Genomic DNA, 17,458 nt, shown 5'->3' with positions numbered 1-17,458 from the left:
TTATATGAAAAAGACCTTGGCAATGGTTATGGCTGCTCTGATGATGGGCGCCGTAACAGTTGGGTGTTCCAGTTCGACACCGGCTTCATCGGCCGGAGGGGCATCGTCGGCAGCCAGCACGGAGCCCACATCCAGCGAAACCGCCGCAGTTGACCCGTCCGATGTGACGATCGGCGTCTGCATCTACAAATTTGACGATACCTTTATGACGGGCGTTCGCGATCAGATGACGAAAGAGGCCCAGAAGTTCGGCGTCACTCTGAATATCGTTGATTCGCAGAACAAACAGGCCACTCAGAACGAACAGGTGGATACATTTATTACAAAGGGCGTTTCGGCACTGTGCGTCAACCCCGTCGACCGCACCGCCGCCGAGTCCCTTGTGAAAAAGGCAAAGGACAAGAACATACCGATTATCTTCCTGAACCGCGAACCGGAGGCCGACATTCTGAAAAGCTATGATAAAACATGGTACGTCGGAGCAAAAGCGGAGCAATCCGGTACGCTTTCCGGCCAGCTGATCGTAGACTACTTCAAGAAAAACAAAGATGCAGATAAAAACGGTGACGGAAAGATCCAGTATGTAATGCTTCAGGGCGAGCCGGGCCATCAGGATGCCACTCTGCGCACAAAGTATTCGATTCAGGCGATCAACGACGGCGGCTTTGAAACAGAAAAACTGGCCGCCGATACCGCTTACTGGGATAAGGCAAAAGCAACCGACCTGATGAACACTTTCATCACTTCCCAGGGAATCGACAAGATCGAGGCCGTTCTGTGCAACAATGACGACATGGCTCTCGGCGCCATTGAGGCGCTTAAGGCTCACGGCTACAACAAGGGCGACAAGTCCAAGTACATTCCTGTGGTCGGCGTGGATGCGACTGCTCCGGCTCTGGAAGCCATGAAAGAGGGTTCCATGTACGGCACGGTTCTGAATGACGCCGTCAACCAGGGAAACGCTTCCGTGAATATTGCTGTCGCCACCGCGGAAGGCAAAGACATTACCAAAGACAATATTGGTTACGAATTAACCGACGAAAAGTATGTGTGGATCCCTTATGTTCAGGTGACACAGGATAATTATACAGATTACATGACCAAATAAGATACTGACAGCATGTGGGGAACGTGAAGACGGTTCTTTTCGTTCCCCATCGCTGATCACCTCTACGAAAAAGGAGGGCTGACAGTTGAGTGAATACATCCTGGAAATGAATCACATATCAAAATCATTTCCGGGCGTAAAAGCCTTGGAAGACGTAAGCCTGAAAGTAAGGCCAGGCAGTGTGCATGCATTGGTTGGCGAAAACGGAGCCGGAAAATCAACCCTGATGAAATGCCTGTTCGGTATCTACATCAAAGATGAGGGTGATGTGATTTTTAACGGACAAAAGGTTGAAATTGCCAACACCAGGCAGGCGCTTGACATGGGGATTTCTATGATCCATCAGGAACAGCACCCGATTCGTTACCGCCCGGTCATGGAGAATATCTGGCTCGGGCGCTTCCCGAAAAGCGGGCCTATTGTAAGCACAAAAGCCATGGTCCGCAAAACAAAAGAGCTGTTTCAGGAGATTAACCTCGATGTGAATCCGGAGGCCTTGGCGGTTACGTTATCCCCTTCCAACCTGCAGCTTGTTGAAATTGCAAAGGCGGTCAGTTACAATTCAAAGCTGATCATCATGGATGAGCCGACCTCCTCCCTGACGGACAATGAAACCGAGCATTTATTCAGCATTATGCGGCATCTTCAGGAAAAAGGCTGCGCGATCATTTATATCTCCCATAAGATGGAAGAAATCCTGAAAATCTCAGATGAAGTCACTGTTATGCGAGACGGAAAATACATCGGTTCCTGGCCTTCTTCCCAAATGACCACAGACAAGATGATTCAGATGATGGTCGGGCGTGAACTGACCAACAGATTCCCTCCTAAAAACAGCGTTCCCGGCAACAAAGTTGTTTTTCGGGTCAACGATCTGTGTTCTGCCGAAGCAAGATCTTTCCAGCATGTAAGCTTCGAACTTCATAAGGGAGAAATTCTGGGACTTGGAGGACTGGTAGGAGCCCAACGGACGGAATTGGTCGAATCCATATTCGGCCTGCGGGGGATCGCCTCCGGAGAAATCTATAAAAATGGTCACAAAATTGAAATCAAGTCGGTTCAGGACGCAAAAAGGAACGGTCTGGCCCTGCTGACGGAGGAACGCCGGGCTTCCGGCGTCTATGCGCATCTGTCCGTTTTGGACAACACGGTCATCGCGAGCCAGAAAAAGTTTGCCAAAAGCGGCCTGCTCAACGATTCAAAACGCTACAAAGCCGCGGAATCAATAAGTAAAACCTTGAATGTGAAAACCCCGAATCTTGATACGGAAATGGAGAATCTCTCCGGAGGCAATCAACAAAAGGTTCTGATTGCCCGCTGGCTTTTAACCGATCCGGACATACTGATTCTGGATGAACCCACCCGCGGAATCGACGTTGGCGCCAAATATGAAATTTATACCATCATGCTCGATCTGATCAAATCAGGCAAATCAATTATTATGATCTCTTCCGAAATGCCGGAGCTGCTTGGAATGGCGGACAGAGTCATGGTAATGTGCGAGGGCCGGGTCACGGGTATTCTGAACCGTGAGGATGCCGACCAGGTTTCGGTCATGCGTCTCGCAACACAATACAGAAATTAGATTAGGAAGTGAAAGTACATATGGATCAGGAAGGAAAAACTGTGCCCCGCAAGAAATTTGCGGCGGTATTTATGGCGGCAGGCATTTGCTTTGCGGTTTTCGGCGCCATTCTGGGATTGCTGTTTCATATCAAGAAGATTTACGACCTGCCCGGGTTCCTCGTCATCATCGGCGCGTGCCTGCTGGGGTACGGTGCTCTTCAGACAATCAGCACCGGCAGAAAAGGAGAAGAGGTTCTGTTCTCCCGCAAAAATGCGAAATCCTTTTTTCTGAATTACGCGTTAATTTTCGCGCTGCTTGTATTAATTATCGTCATCATTTTTATCGAACCCCGTTTCATGAAATTCGACGTGCTGTTCGATATTCTCGCGCAGTCTTCCATTCGTTTAATTATCGCCCTGGGAATCATCATTACGCTGCTGATTGCAGGCACCGATCTTTCCGCCGGGCGCATGGTCGGACTGGCCGCTGTTATTTCCACTTCCATGCTGCAGAACCCCGATTATGCTCACAGGTTTTTCCCGAATCTCCCTCAGGTTCCGATTATCCTGCCGATTCTTCTCGCGATTTTTGCGTGCGGTATCTTCGGAGCAATCAACGGATTCCTTGTGGCAAAATATAACATGCATCCGTTTATTGCAACATTGGCAAGTTCGGTCAGCATTTACGGCATCTGCTCCCTGTATTTTGATATGCCGCCAAACAATTCACAGCCGATCGGCGGTGTCCGCGACGATTTTACCAGACTGGCTCAAACCAAACTCTTTGACAAAGTATCGATCCTTGTACCCATCGCGATTGCCGTCACAATTTTAATGTGGATTATTCTAAATAAAACTGTTTTCGGCAAAAACATCTATGCGATCGGCGGAAATATGGAAGCCGCGCGCGTCTCCGGGGTCAATGTTTTTAAGACGCTGATGGGAATCTTTATTCTTGCAGGCGTTCTGTATGGGTTCGGCGGCGTTCTGGAAGCTGCCAGAACAGCAGGAGCCTCCAACCAATATGGCTACGGATATGAACTCGACGCCATCGCCGCCTGCTGCGTCGGCGGCGTGTCTCTCGCCGGCGGAATCGGCAAAATCAGCGGCATCGTAACCGGCGTCCTGATTTTCACCGTCATCCAGTACGGCCTGCAGTTTATCAATGTCAGCCCCATGTGGCAGCAGGTCATCAAAGGTATTATCATTGTGGTCGCGGTCGCAATAGACCTTTCAAAATACCACAAGGTTTTATGGCACTGATATGGCTGCAAATGCACCCTTGGAATACAGTGCCGGTATGGGCGGAGATAAAGCGATTTACATCAACGACGTTGAACCTGACGAAACAGCCAGAATCGAATTTTTTCAGGAAGATGAAGACGCGATTTCGAATCTGATCAAAATGGGAGATGAGCGTAAAATCAAAGAAAAGATCGACAGCTTTTTCTCCCATCCAAAATCAGCACTGCTTCCATTTGATCAATATCGGATTTATCTGCTGGAAATCATCACGTCGTTTTTGAAGGTGCTGCATGCATACGGCCTGGACGGCAGTGAGATTTTTGACGAAAATTTCAGCTACACGGACGCTCTTACCAAATTGCAGACCCCGGATGAAATCAAACAGTGGTGCGCACAGGTTTGCATCAGAATCAGTTCAAAGATCAAATGCCAGCGGGTCAACAATACAAAAATCCTCGCGCAGCACGCGATTGAGTACATAGAGGAAAATTATCAGAAAACCAGCATCTCCGTCGAAGACCTGTGTTCCTTTCTTCATGTTAGCCCGACTTATTTCTCGACTGTTTTCAAACGGGAAACCGGAAAAAGTTTCGTATCCTACCTGACAGAAGTACGCCTTCGGCAGGCGGTTGACCTGCTGAACACAACCGAAGATAAAACTTATGTGATCGCCCAGAAAGTAGGCTATGCAGAACCAAACTATTTCAGTTATGTCTTTAAGAAAAAATACGGCGTATCTCCATCCAAATACAGAGATTCCTGAGGGATTACAATGTGGGACAAGATTAAAGTTTTCAAAGATCGTATCCGGCACTCTTTGCATAAAAGGAGCATTCAGTTTTCCATTTCCATTTCATTTACGATCGTAATGGTAATCGGAATGGCGCTGATCGCCGTCTCCCTGTCCGTAAGATATGTAAATTCCACAATGGAAGTCATTTCGAACAGCAATAAGCGCATTGTGGATCAGATCAGCCTGAATTTGGATTCTTACCTTCGAAGCATGATGAGAATCTCCGACTCCATGTATTACCGGGTCATTAAAAATTCCGACCTGAAGGATGACAATATCAACTATCAGATGAGTTTGCTTTATGAAACAAACAGAGACCAGCTTGTCAGTATCGCCGTCTTTTCAGACGACGGAAAAATCATAGCGTCGGAACCGCTTTCTCAGTTAAAACCCTCTGTCGACGTAAAAAAACAAAGCTGGTTTCAAATCGCGATGGCCAGAATCGAAAATCTTCATTTTTCGACTCCGCATGTGGAAGATCTTTTTTTAGACCCGGACGACAATTCTCATTGGGTGATTTCTCTCAGCCGTTCGGTAGAGCTGACCTCGGCCGGCTCCATTCTCCACGGCGTCCTGCTGGTCGACATGAATTACAGCGGAATTGAACAGGTCTGCAAAAACAACTATCTGGGCGGGTCCGGCTATGTTTACATCACGGATGAAAACGGTCAAATCATTTATCACCCCAAGCAAAGGCTGATTTATTCCAACCTGACGAATGAAAACAACCTGGAGAATGCAACGCATGAGGACGGTACCTATTCGGAAACGTTTGACGGCAGGCAGCGTCTGGTCACCGTCAAGACCGTCGGATACACGGGATGGAAAATTATAGCGGTCAACCCGATTCAGGATATCACGGCGAATTACTCCAACTTTACGTCTTATACCCTTTTGTTTGCCCTGTTCATTTCCTATCTGCTCATCATCGTCAATATGTTTTTATCCTCCCGCATTGCAAAACCGATCATGAAGCTGGAAAATTCCGTAAAAAATCTGGAGAGCGGCGACCTTGACGAACAGAAGATCGCAATCAGCGGTTCCTATGAAGTCGAACACCTCGGAAAAGCGATCCGTTCCATGGTTCGTCAGACCAGAAAGCTGATGGACGATATTGTATCGGAGCAGAAAGCCAAGCGGCGAAGCGAGCTCGATGCTCTGCAGGCACAGATCAATCCCCATTTTCTGTATAACACTCTGGACTCGATTGTCTGGATGAACGAAAACGGAAAATACCAGGACGCAAACACAATGGTCACTTCTCTGGCAAAGCTGTTTCGTATCAGCATCAGCAAGGGAAAAGACATGATTTCCGTTGCCGATGAGCTGGAGCATGTCAAGAATTATCTGATTATTCAGAATCACAGGTTTGCCGACAAATTTCAATATTCGATTCATGCAGAGCCGCAGATTCTGCAGTGCGCAACGATCAAATTGATCATTCAGCCGCTGGTCGAAAATTCCATTTATCACGGAATGGAATTCATGGATGACGGAGAAATCAGAATCGAGGCCTATTGCAAAGATCATGAATTATGGATCGACGTCATCGACAACGGGCCCGGAATGCCGCAGGAACAGGCCGATCGTCTGCTGAGTGAAAACACTGCGCCCGTTCAGGGAAGCGGCTCCGGCATCGGACTGAAGAACATCAATGAAAGAATACAGCTTTACTTCGGCATGCAGTACGGTCTTTCCCTGTTCAGCGAACCGGATGTCGGAACCACGGCAAGAATTCACCTGCCTAAAAAAAGTCTGGAAGAATTTGAAGAGAAGGAGTGAAAGCCGGATGTCACGAAACAAACTCGTCATCTTTTTCATCCTGCTGCTGATCCTGTCGGGCTATTATCTTTATCTAAATAATAAAAGTACAAAATCCGCCGGCGAGCCCTATGCAATTTCCGTCATTTGTCCGGGAAAAAGCACGGAAAATCTGTCCGTTATGAAGTCGGGAATTGAAAAAGCCGCGGATGAGATGAACGCGGACATCAGCTTTTACACATTGACCAGCGACAATGACGCAAATCAGCAGATTAAGCTTTTAAAACGGGAAATCAACAACGGCGCAAACGCGGTGCTGATCATGCCGGTTAATTCCCCCGACCTGATGAAACCAATGAAGGATGGGGACAAAATAGTTCCCGTGATTGTCCTGCAGTCCTCTCTCTCGGATTTGTCCGGCCTCGTTAACATCTCCTGTAACAACGACCAGCTGGGGCAAAATTTGGCGAAAGAAATCTTACAGAAAGAAAGTTCCTCTCAACGTTTTGTGATTTTGAATCGCAAAAGCAGTCCGGAGCTTTGCGGCGGCGTGGAAAAGGTTTTGAAAGACGCAGGCGTCAAGCCCTCTTATCTGGATTTTTCAGATCTTTCACAGGATGCTCCCGTCCATGCCGAAAGAATTTTGCTTCAACACAAAGGAGAAGTTTTCATTGCTGCGGACAGTGCGACTCTGGAGCTCTTTGGAAAGGCTGAAAAAGTTCTGAAATCCAAGGCCGCGACGAATTCTCAAATCTATGGAGTCGGTCGAAGCAGCACGATCGTCTCCCTCCTGGAAGAGGGTATCATAAAAGCAATCGGTGTGGAAAATGAATATGGGATCGGGTATCTGGGTGTCAAAATGGCAGTTGACCGCATCAATCACATATCGTGCAAGAATATGAGCGTGAATTTCGTTGTCTCCGACCGTTCAAATATGTATCACCCCGAAAACGAATACATGCTGTTTCCGTTTGTAAGTTGACAGGGAGATGAAAAGATGAGGAGTTGGAAGCGGGCGGTTATTTGCATTTTGACCGTTTTATCCGGAATGCTTGGTTCCTGTGCATCAGGAAGCGTCCCGGTCAAGACCATTAAAATCGGGGTCACCATTTACCGAAAGGACGACACGTTTATACAGTCCGTCGATACCTACCTGGAATCAGAAGTAAAAAAGAAGGAGGCTGAAAGCGGCAAAAAAATTGTTTTGAATATTGCCGACAGTCAGTCAAGCCAGGCTGTTCAGGATGATCAGGTGGACCGTTTTCTTTCTAAAAACTACTCGGTTATCTGTGTGAACATGGTGGACCGCACCGTAGCGTCCACGATCATCAATAAAGCAAAAAAAGCCAATATCCCCGTTGTGTTCTTCAACAGGGAACCTGTGGAAGAGGACGTGCGTATGTGGAATAAGGTTTATTATGTTGGAGCGGATGCAGCGCAGTCCGGCACCATACAGGGCAAGATCATTGATAACGTTTTTCATGAGAACCCCGACCTTATTGACAGAAACAAAGACGGAAAAATCCAGTATGTCATGCTGGAAGGGGAACAGGGACACCAGGACGCTTTGCTTCGTACGGAATATTCCATTAAATATCTGATTGAATCAGGCATTCAGGTTGAAAAACTTGCGAACGACACGGCAAACTGGCAGCGCGCACAGGCTACCGCTAAAATGACACAGTGGATCAAACAGTACGGTGATAGAATCGAAGTCGTGTTTTCCAATAACGACGACATGGCGCTCGGCGCCATCGACGCGATTCAAGGAAGTTCCCTGAAAAGAGCACCGGTCGTAGTCGGAGTCGACGGCACACAGCCCGGTCTGGAGGCAGTGAAAGACAGTTCCATGCTTGGCACGGTGTATAACGATGCAAAAAAGCAGGCGGACGCCATCATGGATTTATCCTATGCTCTGGCCTGCGGACAAAAGATTCCCGAAACAGTCGAACTAAAAAACCAGCATTACGTCTACATTCCTTATCAAATGATTACAAAACAAAATCTGAAGGATTACGAGTAAATTCAGGGAGAATTAAGGATCATTTAAAAAAAGGAGTGAGTCGTATGAAAAGCAAATGGAAAAATCTGAGTTCTGCATTATCCGTTTTTGTTGCTGTGCTTCTGGCAGTCATTCTAACCGTTGTCATATTCATCATGACCGTCTTTACAAACCGCGCGTTTGAAAAGTCTTACCGGCAGGACTGCGCCGTTGCGCTGAACGGGCTGTCTGAAACTATAAAGGATTTCGACAGCGACGTACAGAGTGCCGGAAATGATCTTTCCGAAAATTCTGACCTGATCCGTGCGGTGAAGGAAAAAAACAATTACGGAATGGCGTCGGCTCTGAAAAGCGATGTGCTGTCCTATGGTCTGAGCTATGCCTTTCTTACGGACAAAAACGGTAAAATCATTGCCTCGTCAGACAATGAGCTGGAGCTGAACGACCTCTCCGGCCTGCAGCATATCAAGCAGGCATTAAAAAATCAAAAGGCGCTGGTCAATGAGGTTTTAACCGGGAAAATGCTGTGTGTTTGCTACGGCGCCCCGATTGAAGAGAACGGAACCGTAATTGGATGCGTTTCAGCGGTGTGTTCCCTGCAAAGCGTATCCGATTCCACGGTGGAGACAAATTTTCTCGACCGGCTGAAAAGTACCACCGGCTGTGAATTTTCAGTTTTTCTGGGCAACGAGCAAATTAATACAACGGCATCAAAGGATAAAACTCGGCAAAACGGTTTAATCATGGAGCAAGATGTTCAGGAGAAAGTGATTCAGCAAAAGCAAAACTATCTTTCCAAGGAAAATCTCTCAGGATGCAGTTATATCTCCGGTTACATGCCGATCATTGGCTATAACGGAAGTGCCGTTGGGGCTTTGTTCACAGGCAAAAACATTTCGGGCATCGAGCAAACGCAGAACACGATGATTTTATTCGCGATTCTTGTTGGCGTTGCTTTCATGCTGACCGCAATATTGATTTTAAGACGCTTCATCAAAAAGAGGGTGAAGACTCCGCTGGAACAGGTCGTATCCCTTGCAAACCATATGGAACATGGGGAAATTGGCTTAACTGATCAAAGCGTCGTTGCTCTTACCGTTCATTCCAGGGATGAGGTCGGACAGGTTGTTTCGGCACTGGAAAACACCGTATCCGGTTTGCAGGCTTATATCGGTGAAATTTCCGACATACTCAGCGCGGTTTCCGGCGGTGACCTGACCGTAAGAACCGAGAAAGAATATTTAGGCGATTTTATCGAAATCAAACGGGCTTTGAATACGATTTGTCAATCGTTGAACCATGTGTTCCATGACATCAACGCCGCCGCGGAATCCATTGAAAGTCGTTCCAGACAGATCGCCGACAGCGCTTCTTCCCTATCTCAGGGAGCGGCGGAACAGGCAGGCACAACGGAGCTGTTGTCCGATACGATCGAAAAAATCTCCACACAAATTAAAAAGACGGCGGACAACGCCGCCCTTGCGAGTTCCATTTCCAAAAAATCTTTCGAAGAAGTGGAAGCGGGCAACCGGGACGTCAACGGTCTGCTTGCCGCAATGAACGATATTAACGGATCCTCCGAACAAATCAGGAAGATCATTAAAACCATCGACGAAATTGCATTCCAGACAAATATTCTGGCTCTAAACGCAGCCGTGGAATCCGCCAGGGCCGGCGAAGCCGGAAAAGGCTTCGCCGTTGTAGCGGATGAAGTGAGAAATCTCGCTGTAAAAAGCTCTCAGGCGGCAAAACAGTCTTCCCTGCTGATTGAAAATTCGATTTCTCTTGTGAATAAGGGCATGCAAGCCGTTGATTCAACAGCAACTGCTTTCCGTAAGTTTCAGAAAAGCACGGATGAATCGACGCGGCTGATCGATGAAATCTCCAAATCCACCGGCGATGAGGCAAACGCCGTATCCGAAGTAACGTCCGGAATCGCTCAAATTGCGGAAGTAGTGCAAAAAAATTCCGCGGCTTCCGAGGAAAACGCCGCGGCCAGTCATGATCTGTCACTGCAATCCCAAAAGCTCCACGAGCTCACAAAAAAATTCAAGCTGCAGGAAGGAAAGAACAATCCGGGCACAAATTTACCGGCATGGGAAGCCGTACCGGAACCGAAGCCATCTTTGGAAACACATTCCTTTACTCCGGTGAAAGCAGCTGAGTGATTCGAAACGGGCTCCGGCGGACAAGCCGGAGCCCGTTTGTATCGGCATCATAAACCGATTTTATTTTGACTTTCTTTGAGCAGTTGAATCCGTCTTCGGTAATCCGGAAGATATTTTTCTATTTCCCGGTAAAATCCGGGGCCATGATTTTTCTCCCGGATGTGTGCAAGCTCATGTACGACAACATAATCTACGGCATCCGGCTCCAGCAAAATCAGGCGATAAGAAAAGCAAAGAGCATTTTTCGCGCTGCAGGACCCCCAGCGCGTTCTGGCGGAGGTGATTTTCAGCCCGACCGGATGAACCCCCATGATTTTACTGTAATAATTGACCCTTTCGCTCAAAACAGCCCGTGCCCGTTCCTTCAGCACCGCTATTTTTTCCGGGGTCATCGCCAGTGCCAGCGCCCGCTCCCTTGCGGCCCGTTCATTCCAAAAATAAAGCTGCTTTGTCAACCACATTTCATGTTTCCCGATAAACTCCTCTATGATCTCGTTTTTCAGAAATAAGGGAGCTTTCACAATGATCTCGCCGTTTCTGTTTACGGAAAGCGACATCGTTTTTCGTTTGGATCTTTGAACTTTTATTGTACGGTCCATATGATCTGCCCCCAAAACAATAGCCACCCCCCGGCACAGCCGGGGGTTCTTCCTATGTGGGCAAAGCCCTGTTTTACCGGCTGCGCCTCAAGGCGCTCGGAGTATCTTACACTTGCAGCGTCGCTGCTCACCCCCTGCCCCCTTCCGCACAGAAAATTGAAAGCAATTCTGTGCGGAAGAGAACCGATGTGGGAGGGGCTGCGCCCTCTCCCCGCCAAAGCCCTTCGCGTTTCATAAAATGTCTATTCCGTTTTCCGCAATCAGCAGGATTGCAGGCAAGGTACAACTTGCATTTTAGCTCACCGCTAGAGCTTTTCTAAGCGTCCAGTCATAACCGGGAGTTTTTGAATGATAACAAAAAGCAGCGCAGATGCAATCTGCGCTGCCAAAAAACGAATTGAATGAATTATTTAACCATGCCCGCGACTTCATCCGCAAAATTATCCTGACGTTTCTCAAGGCCTTCGCCCTTTTCAAAACGTGCAAAATCGACGATTTTGATGGTGCCGCCGAGCTTCTTCGCAGTCTGGTCCGTAAAATCCTTAATGGTCAGCTTGTCATCCTTTACATAAAGCTGGTCGACAAGGCAAACTTCCTTAAAGAATTTCTGCAATCTGCCGGTCACAATTTTATCCGCGATTTCGGCAGGTTTGCCGGAATCGATAATCTGCTGTTTCAGAATGCTCTTCTCATGTTCGACAACATCTGCCGGAACGCTTTCCTCATCCAGAAACTGCGGTACAATCGCGGCAATCTGCATGCAAACATCCTTCGCGTATTCCTGGAACTCCGGTTTTGCGGCGATTTCAGCGGTTGTGTCGAATTTGGTAAGGACACCGATTTTTCCGTCCGCGTGGATATAGGCGCCCAGCGCGCCTTCCATCCGACGGAAACGGCGCACTTTTATATTTTCGCCGATCTTAAGAATCTTCTCTTTCAAAATCGCGTCGATTGTTTCATTGGAACCGGAAGCCTTGCACTGAAGCAAAGCTTCCACATCCGCGGGATTCTGCTCAATCACGGTGTTTGCGCAGGTCTTGACAAATTCCTGGAATTCCGCGTTCTTTGCCACAAAGTCAGTTTCCGCGTTCACTTCAATCACCACGCCGATGTTGCCGGCGTCATTCAGCGCAACGTATGCGACGCCTTCCGCCGCAATACGGTCCGCTTTTTTCGTTGCGGCGGCAAGACCTTTTTCACGCAGAAAATCAATCGCCTTGTCCATATCCCCGCCGGAAGCGTCCAGCGCTTTTTTGCAATCCATCATTCCGCAGCCTGTCTTAGCGCGAAGGGCCGCGACATCTTTAGCTGTAAAAGCCATGTTATATTCCTCCGCTTCATTCATTTTGTTTTCAGTTGAAAAAGGATTATTCCTTGACGCTTCCGTCAGACTCGTCTTCCTTTTCCGCTGCGGCAGCTGCGCCCATACGGCCTTCTCTGCCTTCAATAATTGCGTTCGCCATTGTCTCAGAAATCAGTTTCACGGCACGGATTGCGTCGTCGTTGCCCGGAATAACATAATCAATTTCGTCCGGGTCGCAGTTCGTGTCAACAATCGCAACAATCGGAATGTTCAGTTTTCTTGCCTCTGCGACCGCAATTCTTTCCTTCCTCGGGTCCACGATAAACAACGCGCCGGGAAGGCTCTTCATATCTTTAATACCGCCGAGGAACTTTTCGAGTTTCTCGATCTCAAGTTTCAGTTTGCCGACTTCTTTCTTGGGAAGCAGTTCGAAAGTACCGTCCTCTTCCATGGTCTTAAGCTGATTCAGACGGTCAATTCTGCGGCGGATTGTACGGAAATTCGTGAGCATGCCGCCCAGCCAGCGCGCATTTACATAGAAAGCGCCCGCACGTTCCGCTTCATTTTTAATGGATTCCTGAGCCTGCTTTTTCGTTCCGACAAACAGCACGGACTTTCCGTCCGTTGACAGATCGCGCACAAAATTATACGCATCCTCCAGTTTGCGAACGGTTTTCTGCAGGTCGATAATATAAATACCGTTGCGTTCCGTGAAGATGTACTCCGCCATTTTCGGGTTCCATCTTCTTGTCTGGTGTCCGAAATGGACGCCTGCTTCCAAAAGCTGTTTCATGGATACTACTGCCATTGCTAAATCCTCCTTAGTTTTTCCTCCGCCGAGCATAAAATTTGACCCTCCACCCTTTCGGGCACCCCGGGCCGGCATCGGCGTGTGTTTTAGCGGGAATATTATAGCATGAGACGCGACGAAATACAAGCCTTTTTCATTTAACTCGTTATTTGAAACCCAGAAAATTCGCCAGGCTGTGCGAGGAATTTTTCGCTTTCAGGTAGTTGTTGTACGAAACCAGAATCGTATCGTCACCGATTACCTGAATGTCCTGCCAGCGAATTACGATGTCGTCTTCCCTGCCCAGTAGCCCGAACAGGCGAAGGCGCCCGTAAATGACGACCGCCACGACTCTGGCATTTGTCGTATCGAATTCTATATCGCTTACGCTGCCGAGACGCATTCCATCTTTAATATTGATAACCTCTTTCCGGCGCATGTCAAACATTCTGCAAGTCATTTTCCATACCCCCCATACCCCATTTTTATGCCGGGAATGGGATTTATTTGATTGCGAAGAAAAGAAATGTTACAATAGATAAAATTTTTAGTTCGGTTTCGGGGTATTCCTGCATGAACTGAAAGCAGGAGAAAGGCCCCCGAATAGAAAGGAACCTTTCTCCCTGTATTTTATATATCCTTTTTGATTTTATCAAGCGCGGCTTTTTCCAGGCGCGAAACTTGGGCCTGACTGATGCCAATCTCCGAAGCGACCTCCATCTGGGTTTTTCCCTGAAAATAGCGCATGGATAAAATGTTCTTTTCCCGGTTGTTTAAATTTTTGATTGCTTCCTTCAGCGCGATCTCGTCAAGCCAGTTATTGTCGTCGTTGTTGTCGCCGACCTGATCCATCACATAGATGGTATCCCCGCCGTCTGAGAAAACCGGTTCATACAGAGAAACAGGCTCCACAACGGATTCCAGCGCCACGACGACCTCTTCCCGCGGCATATCCAACTCTTTCGCAATTTCCTCCACCGTCGGCTCCCTGCTGTTCTTCGCCATCATTTTTTCTTTAACCTGCATCGCCTTATAAGCGGTGTCCCTCAGGGAACGACTGACGCGGATGCTGTTGTTGTCGCGAAGATACCGCCTGATTTCTCCGATGATCATCGGCACGCCGTAAGTGGAAAAACGAACGCCCTGATTGATGTCGAAGTGATCGATTGCCTTGATCAGACCGATGCAGCCCACTTGAAACAGATCGTCCAAATTTTCTCCCCGGTTGGTGAACCGCTGGATCACACTGAGCACAAGCCGGAGATTTCCGCTGATTAATTCGTCCCGAGCCCTCATGTCTCCGTCCTTTACGCGGCGAAGAAGCTCCATTTTTTCCTTTTCGGTGAGAACTTTCAGTTTCGAAGTGTTAACCCCGCAGATTTCCACTTTATTATATTGCACTTCACACACGCCCCCATCCGCCGCATTTCAATGTCATTATTACCATGAATGCGCAGGATCATGCAGGGCATAACACAAATAATCTTTCTTGTGATTCGACAGAATTTGATTGAAAAGCGAGGAACCATCATGATTGTCAAAATACCCTCTCAGGTCGATTCCGTACTGCAAATTCTGACCCGCAACGAGTTCGACGCCTGCGTTGTCGGAGGGTGCGTCCGTGACAGCCTGCTTGGCAAAGCACCGACGGACTGGGATGTTGCAACGTCCGCTCTGCCGGAGGAAACAATGCGCGTTTTGGACGGATTTTCAATCATCAAGACCGGGCTGAAACACGGAACGGTCACGGTGCTCAGCGATGGAATGCCGATAGAAGTGACCACCTACCGCGTTGACGGGGCCTATTCCGACGGCAGAAGACCGGATGAAGTTACGTTTACCGGCCTGTTGACGGAGGATCTGTCCCGAAGGGACTTCACTGTCAATGCCATGGCATACCGCAGAACCGGCGGGCTTGTGGACCGATTCGGCGGACGGGACGATCTGAAGCAGAAAACGATTCGCTGCGTCGGAAACCCGGACATCAGGTTCCGTGAGGACGGCCTCAGGATCCTGCGGGCTCTGCGTTTTGCCTCCGTACTGGATTTTACAATCGACTCTGAAACAGCCGAAAGCCTGAATCGAAACCGAACCATGCTGGATGGAATCGCACGGGAACGGATTTGCTCTGAATTCACAAAGCTCCTATGCGGCCCCGGAGCAGAGCGTATTTTAAGGGAATACCGGAGCGTCATTGAAGAATTCATCCCGGAAATCGGGGCCTCCTTTGATTTTCCTCAGAATAATCCGCATCATATTTACGATGTGTGGGAACACACCATCAGGAGTGTTGCCGCCGCGCCTCCCGATCCCACGCTTCGGCTTACCATGCTCCTGCACGACCTCGGAAAGCCGTTCTGCTACTCGGAGGATCGGAGTGGAATCGGTCATTTCTACGGTCATCCTGAGATAAGCGGTAAAATGGCGGATGTTATTTTAAAGCGCCTGAGGTACAGCCGAAAAATGATCGGCACGGTTGCACTGCTGGTTCGGAAGCACGACCTGTCGCTGTCCGGAGGTGAAAAAATACTGCGCCGGCGCCTCAACCGCCTGGGTGAAGACGACCTGCGGATGCTGATCGAAGTCCGCAGGGCGGATACGCTGGCAAAAAGTTTGAAAGACCAGGAAAAGCTTCCGCTGTTGGAAAATATACGGGAAATGTTTGAAACCATTATCAGGGAAAAGCAATGCTATTCCCTGCGCAATCTTGCCGTGAACGGCGCCGACCTGATTGATGCCGGAGTTCCGGAGGGCGCTGAGGTCGGTCGCCTGCTCACCCTGTTGCTCGATGCGGTCATCGAAGGCAAATGTGCGAATCAGCGGGAAGCTTTGCTGGATTATGTAAAAGCGGAAAGAGGGAAACTGGATGACGGAGCGCATTGTACATCCGCTGGAACCGGTCTATGACGAAAACTCGCGTGTTTTGGTCTTGGGAACCATGCCCTCTCCCAAATCCAGAGAGTACGGGTTTTATTATTCGCATCCCCAGAACCGCTTCTGGCGTATCCTTGCCGACCTGTACGAACTGTCTCTTCCAAAAACAAACGATGAAAAGAGGGCGATTCTGCTCAGTCACAGAATCGCCCTCTGGGATGTCCTGAAAAGCTGCGTAATTGAAGGCGCAGATGACGGCAGCATTCGGGAACCGGTACCGAATGACATCGCGGCGCTTCTTGCCCGTACCAGGATTCATACCGTCTTCACGACCGGATCAAAAGCCGCCGCTCTCTACCGCAGGCTCTGCCTGAAAGACACCGGAATCGCCGCCGTGGCGCTGCCCTCCACAAGCCCCGCCAACTGTCGGTTTTACAGTTATGAAAAGCTGCTGGACGCTTACCGGATTCTGCGCGCTGCAGCGGAATCATCACGTACTCTCAGCTGACCCGTTCCAGGTCTTTTTTGAGGCGCTCTATGATTCTCTTTTCAAGGCGTGATATGTAAGACTGGGAGATACCGAGCGTATCGGCGACTTCCTTTTGGGTATGTTCCCTGCTGTTGTTGAGCCCGAACCGAAGCTGCATAATTTCCTTTTCGCGCGGAGCCAGCCGGGAAACCGCGCTGCGCAGCAAATCGCGCTCCACTTCTTCCTCTATATTTACGTTAACCGCGTTCTGGTCGCTGCCCAAGATATCGGAAAGAAGCAGTTCGTTGCCGTCCCAGTCAACATTGAGGGGGTCGTCTATGGATATCTCGTTTTTCAGCTGAGATGTTTTGCGCAGATACATCAGTATTTCATTTTCGATGCAGCGCGATGCATAGGTGGCCAGTTTGATATTCCGTTCGGGGCAGAATGTGTTCACCGCCTTGATCAGTCCGATGGTTCCGATGGAAATCAGATCCTCCACGCTCGCGCTGGAAGATTCAAATTTCTTCGCGATGTAGACGACCAGCCGAAGATTGTGCGTAATCAGCGGCTCGCGGGCATTGGGAACATGGTTCATGATATTGTTCATGACTTTCTCTTCCTCCGGCTTGGTAAGCGGCGGAGGAAGCGTTTCCGGCCCGTTGATGTAATGAACCTGCCCGTTCAGCCGCAGCCGATGAAACAGCAGCAGCAACCTGTTGTACCATTCCCTTATTCGCTGATTCATGTTCATTTCCACTCATTCCCTTTTGCCGCTGC

The 17,458-nt window shown here is 48.8% G+C and carries 16 protein-coding genes; 10 read left to right on the top strand and 6 right to left on the bottom strand.

Annotated elements, in window-relative coordinates:
- Nucleotides 1–4 precede the first annotated feature (4 nt).
- The 8 genes from CAFE_RS11225 to CAFE_RS11190 all read left to right on the top strand — a co-directional run bounded on the left by CAFE_RS11225 (nt 5) and on the right by CAFE_RS11190 (nt 10,643).
- Nucleotides 5–1,108 (top strand): galactose ABC transporter substrate-binding protein, encoded by a 1,104-nt coding sequence (locus CAFE_RS11225; protein ID WP_156990702.1) that lies wholly within the window; start codon nt 5–7, stop codon nt 1,106–1,108.
- An 85-nt stretch (nt 1,109–1,193) separates the two neighbouring features.
- Nucleotides 1,194–2,693: a sugar ABC transporter ATP-binding protein gene (locus CAFE_RS11220; RefSeq protein ID WP_156990701.1), complete on the top strand. Its 1,500-nt coding sequence runs from the start codon at nt 1,194–1,196 to the stop codon at nt 2,691–2,693.
- Nucleotides 2,694–2,713: 20 nt separating this feature from the next.
- Nucleotides 2,714–3,937 carry a galactose/methyl galactoside ABC transporter permease MglC gene (gene mglC, locus CAFE_RS11215; RefSeq protein WP_156990700.1) on the top strand — a complete coding sequence of 408 codons (1,224 nt, stop codon included), beginning with the start codon at nt 2,714–2,716 and terminating at the stop codon, nt 3,935–3,937.
- A 37-nt stretch (nt 3,938–3,974) separates the two neighbouring features.
- Nucleotides 3,975–4,682, top strand: coding sequence for a helix-turn-helix transcriptional regulator (locus CAFE_RS11210; protein ID WP_166525118.1), 708 nt, complete (start codon nt 3,975–3,977; stop codon nt 4,680–4,682).
- A 9-nt stretch (nt 4,683–4,691) separates the two neighbouring features.
- On the top strand, nt 4,692–6,494 hold the full coding sequence (locus CAFE_RS11205) for a histidine kinase (RefSeq protein ID WP_156990698.1): 1,803 nt from the start codon (nt 4,692–4,694) through the stop codon (nt 6,492–6,494).
- Between the two features lie 7 nt (nt 6,495–6,501).
- The gene (locus tag CAFE_RS11200; RefSeq protein WP_066643826.1) at nt 6,502–7,455 is read left to right on the top strand and encodes a substrate-binding domain-containing protein; all 954 of its coding nucleotides are present in this window, start codon (nt 6,502–6,504) and stop codon (nt 7,453–7,455) included.
- 15 nt (nt 7,456–7,470) lie between these two features.
- Nucleotides 7,471–8,496, top strand: a complete 1,026-nt coding sequence (locus tag CAFE_RS11195) for a galactose ABC transporter substrate-binding protein (RefSeq protein WP_156990697.1) — start codon at nt 7,471–7,473, stop codon at nt 8,494–8,496.
- A 44-nt stretch (nt 8,497–8,540) separates the two neighbouring features.
- Nucleotides 8,541–10,643 carry a methyl-accepting chemotaxis protein gene (locus CAFE_RS11190; protein ID WP_156990696.1) on the top strand — a complete coding sequence of 701 codons (2,103 nt, stop codon included), beginning with the start codon at nt 8,541–8,543 and terminating at the stop codon, nt 10,641–10,643.
- Between the two features lie 47 nt (nt 10,644–10,690).
- On the opposite strand, the gene CAFE_RS11185 is transcribed toward CAFE_RS11190, so the two are convergent.
- The 5 genes from CAFE_RS11185 to sigG form a co-directional block, all read right to left on the bottom strand.
- Nucleotides 10,691–11,242, bottom strand: a complete 552-nt coding sequence (locus CAFE_RS11185; protein ID WP_156990695.1) for a M48 family metallopeptidase — start codon at nt 11,240–11,242, stop codon at nt 10,691–10,693.
- Nucleotides 11,243–11,648: 406 nt separating this feature from the next.
- Nucleotides 11,649–12,563, bottom strand: a complete 915-nt coding sequence (tsf, locus tag CAFE_RS11180) for a translation elongation factor Ts (RefSeq protein ID WP_156990694.1) — start codon at nt 12,561–12,563, stop codon at nt 11,649–11,651.
- A gap of 46 nt (nt 12,564–12,609) precedes the next feature.
- Nucleotides 12,610–13,353 (bottom strand): 30S ribosomal protein S2, encoded by a 744-nt coding sequence (gene rpsB, locus CAFE_RS11175; protein WP_156990693.1) that lies wholly within the window; start codon nt 13,351–13,353, stop codon nt 12,610–12,612.
- Between the two features lie 148 nt (nt 13,354–13,501).
- The gene (locus CAFE_RS11170) at nt 13,502–13,795 is read right to left on the bottom strand and encodes a YlmC/YmxH family sporulation protein (RefSeq protein WP_066643821.1); all 294 of its coding nucleotides are present in this window, start codon (nt 13,793–13,795) and stop codon (nt 13,502–13,504) included.
- 170 nt (nt 13,796–13,965) lie between these two features.
- Nucleotides 13,966–14,736: an RNA polymerase sporulation sigma factor SigG gene (gene sigG / locus CAFE_RS11165; RefSeq protein ID WP_066643820.1), complete on the bottom strand. Its 771-nt coding sequence runs from the start codon at nt 14,734–14,736 to the stop codon at nt 13,966–13,968.
- A gap of 129 nt (nt 14,737–14,865) precedes the next feature.
- Here sigG and CAFE_RS11160 point away from each other — a divergent pair, with 129 nt between their 5' ends.
- Both CAFE_RS11160 and CAFE_RS11155 read left to right on the top strand, forming a co-directional pair.
- Nucleotides 14,866–16,242 (top strand): CCA tRNA nucleotidyltransferase, encoded by a 1,377-nt coding sequence (locus CAFE_RS11160; RefSeq protein WP_156990692.1) that lies wholly within the window; start codon nt 14,866–14,868, stop codon nt 16,240–16,242.
- The gene (locus tag CAFE_RS11155) at nt 16,202–16,717 is read left to right on the top strand and encodes a DNA-deoxyinosine glycosylase (protein WP_156990691.1); all 516 of its coding nucleotides are present in this window, start codon (nt 16,202–16,204) and stop codon (nt 16,715–16,717) included. Before CAFE_RS11160 ends, CAFE_RS11155 begins: the two co-directional genes overlap by 41 nt.
- Here CAFE_RS11155 and sigE read toward each other — a convergent pair.
- On the bottom strand, nt 16,710–17,432 hold the full coding sequence (gene sigE, locus CAFE_RS11150) for an RNA polymerase sporulation sigma factor SigE (protein ID WP_413814429.1): 723 nt from the start codon (nt 17,430–17,432) through the stop codon (nt 16,710–16,712). The two genes, CAFE_RS11155 and sigE, sit on opposite strands and share 8 nt — an antisense overlap.
- Nucleotides 17,433–17,458: the final 26 nt, after the last annotated feature.

The sequence above is a fragment of the Caproicibacter fermentans genome (assembly GCF_009746625.1).
Taxonomy (GTDB): Bacteria; Bacillota; Clostridia; order Oscillospirales; family Acutalibacteraceae; genus Caproicibacter; species Caproicibacter fermentans.
Note: the sequence above shows the minus strand (reverse complement) of the source record. Positions and strands in the feature narration are given on the sequence as shown.

What these genes read in the sequence shown, in the direction of transcription:
- CAFE_RS11225 (WP_156990702.1), top strand. Translation starts at nt 5, where the DNA reads ATGAAAAAGACCTTGGCAATGGTTATGGCTGCTCTGATGATGGGCGCC.
- mglC (WP_156990700.1), top strand. Translation starts at nt 2,714, where the DNA reads ATGGATCAGGAAGGAAAAACTGTGCCCCGCAAGAAATTTGCGGCGGTA.
- CAFE_RS11210 (WP_166525118.1), top strand. Translation starts at nt 3,975, where the DNA reads ATGGGCGGAGATAAAGCGATTTACATCAACGACGTTGAACCTGACGAA.
- CAFE_RS11205 (WP_156990698.1), top strand. Translation starts at nt 4,692, where the DNA reads ATGTGGGACAAGATTAAAGTTTTCAAAGATCGTATCCGGCACTCTTTG.
- CAFE_RS11200 (WP_066643826.1), top strand. Translation starts at nt 6,502, where the DNA reads ATGTCACGAAACAAACTCGTCATCTTTTTCATCCTGCTGCTGATCCTG.
- CAFE_RS11195 (WP_156990697.1), top strand. Translation starts at nt 7,471, where the DNA reads ATGAGGAGTTGGAAGCGGGCGGTTATTTGCATTTTGACCGTTTTATCC.
- CAFE_RS11190 (WP_156990696.1), top strand. Translation starts at nt 8,541, where the DNA reads ATGAAAAGCAAATGGAAAAATCTGAGTTCTGCATTATCCGTTTTTGTT.
- CAFE_RS11185 (WP_156990695.1), bottom strand. Translation starts at nt 11,242, where the DNA reads ATGGACCGTACAATAAAAGTTCAAAGATCCAAACGAAAAACGATGTCG.
- tsf (WP_156990694.1), bottom strand. Translation starts at nt 12,563, where the DNA reads ATGGCTTTTACAGCTAAAGATGTCGCGGCCCTTCGCGCTAAGACAGGC.
- rpsB (WP_156990693.1), bottom strand. Translation starts at nt 13,353, where the DNA reads ATGGCAGTAGTATCCATGAAACAGCTTTTGGAAGCAGGCGTCCATTTC.
- CAFE_RS11170 (WP_066643821.1), bottom strand. Translation starts at nt 13,795, where the DNA reads ATGACTTGCAGAATGTTTGACATGCGCCGGAAAGAGGTTATCAATATT.
- CAFE_RS11160 (WP_156990692.1), top strand. Translation starts at nt 14,866, where the DNA reads ATGATTGTCAAAATACCCTCTCAGGTCGATTCCGTACTGCAAATTCTG.
- CAFE_RS11155 (WP_156990691.1), top strand. Translation starts at nt 16,202, where the DNA reads ATGACGGAGCGCATTGTACATCCGCTGGAACCGGTCTATGACGAAAAC.
- sigE (WP_413814429.1), bottom strand. Translation starts at nt 17,432, where the DNA reads ATGAACATGAATCAGCGAATAAGGGAATGGTACAACAGGTTGCTGCTG.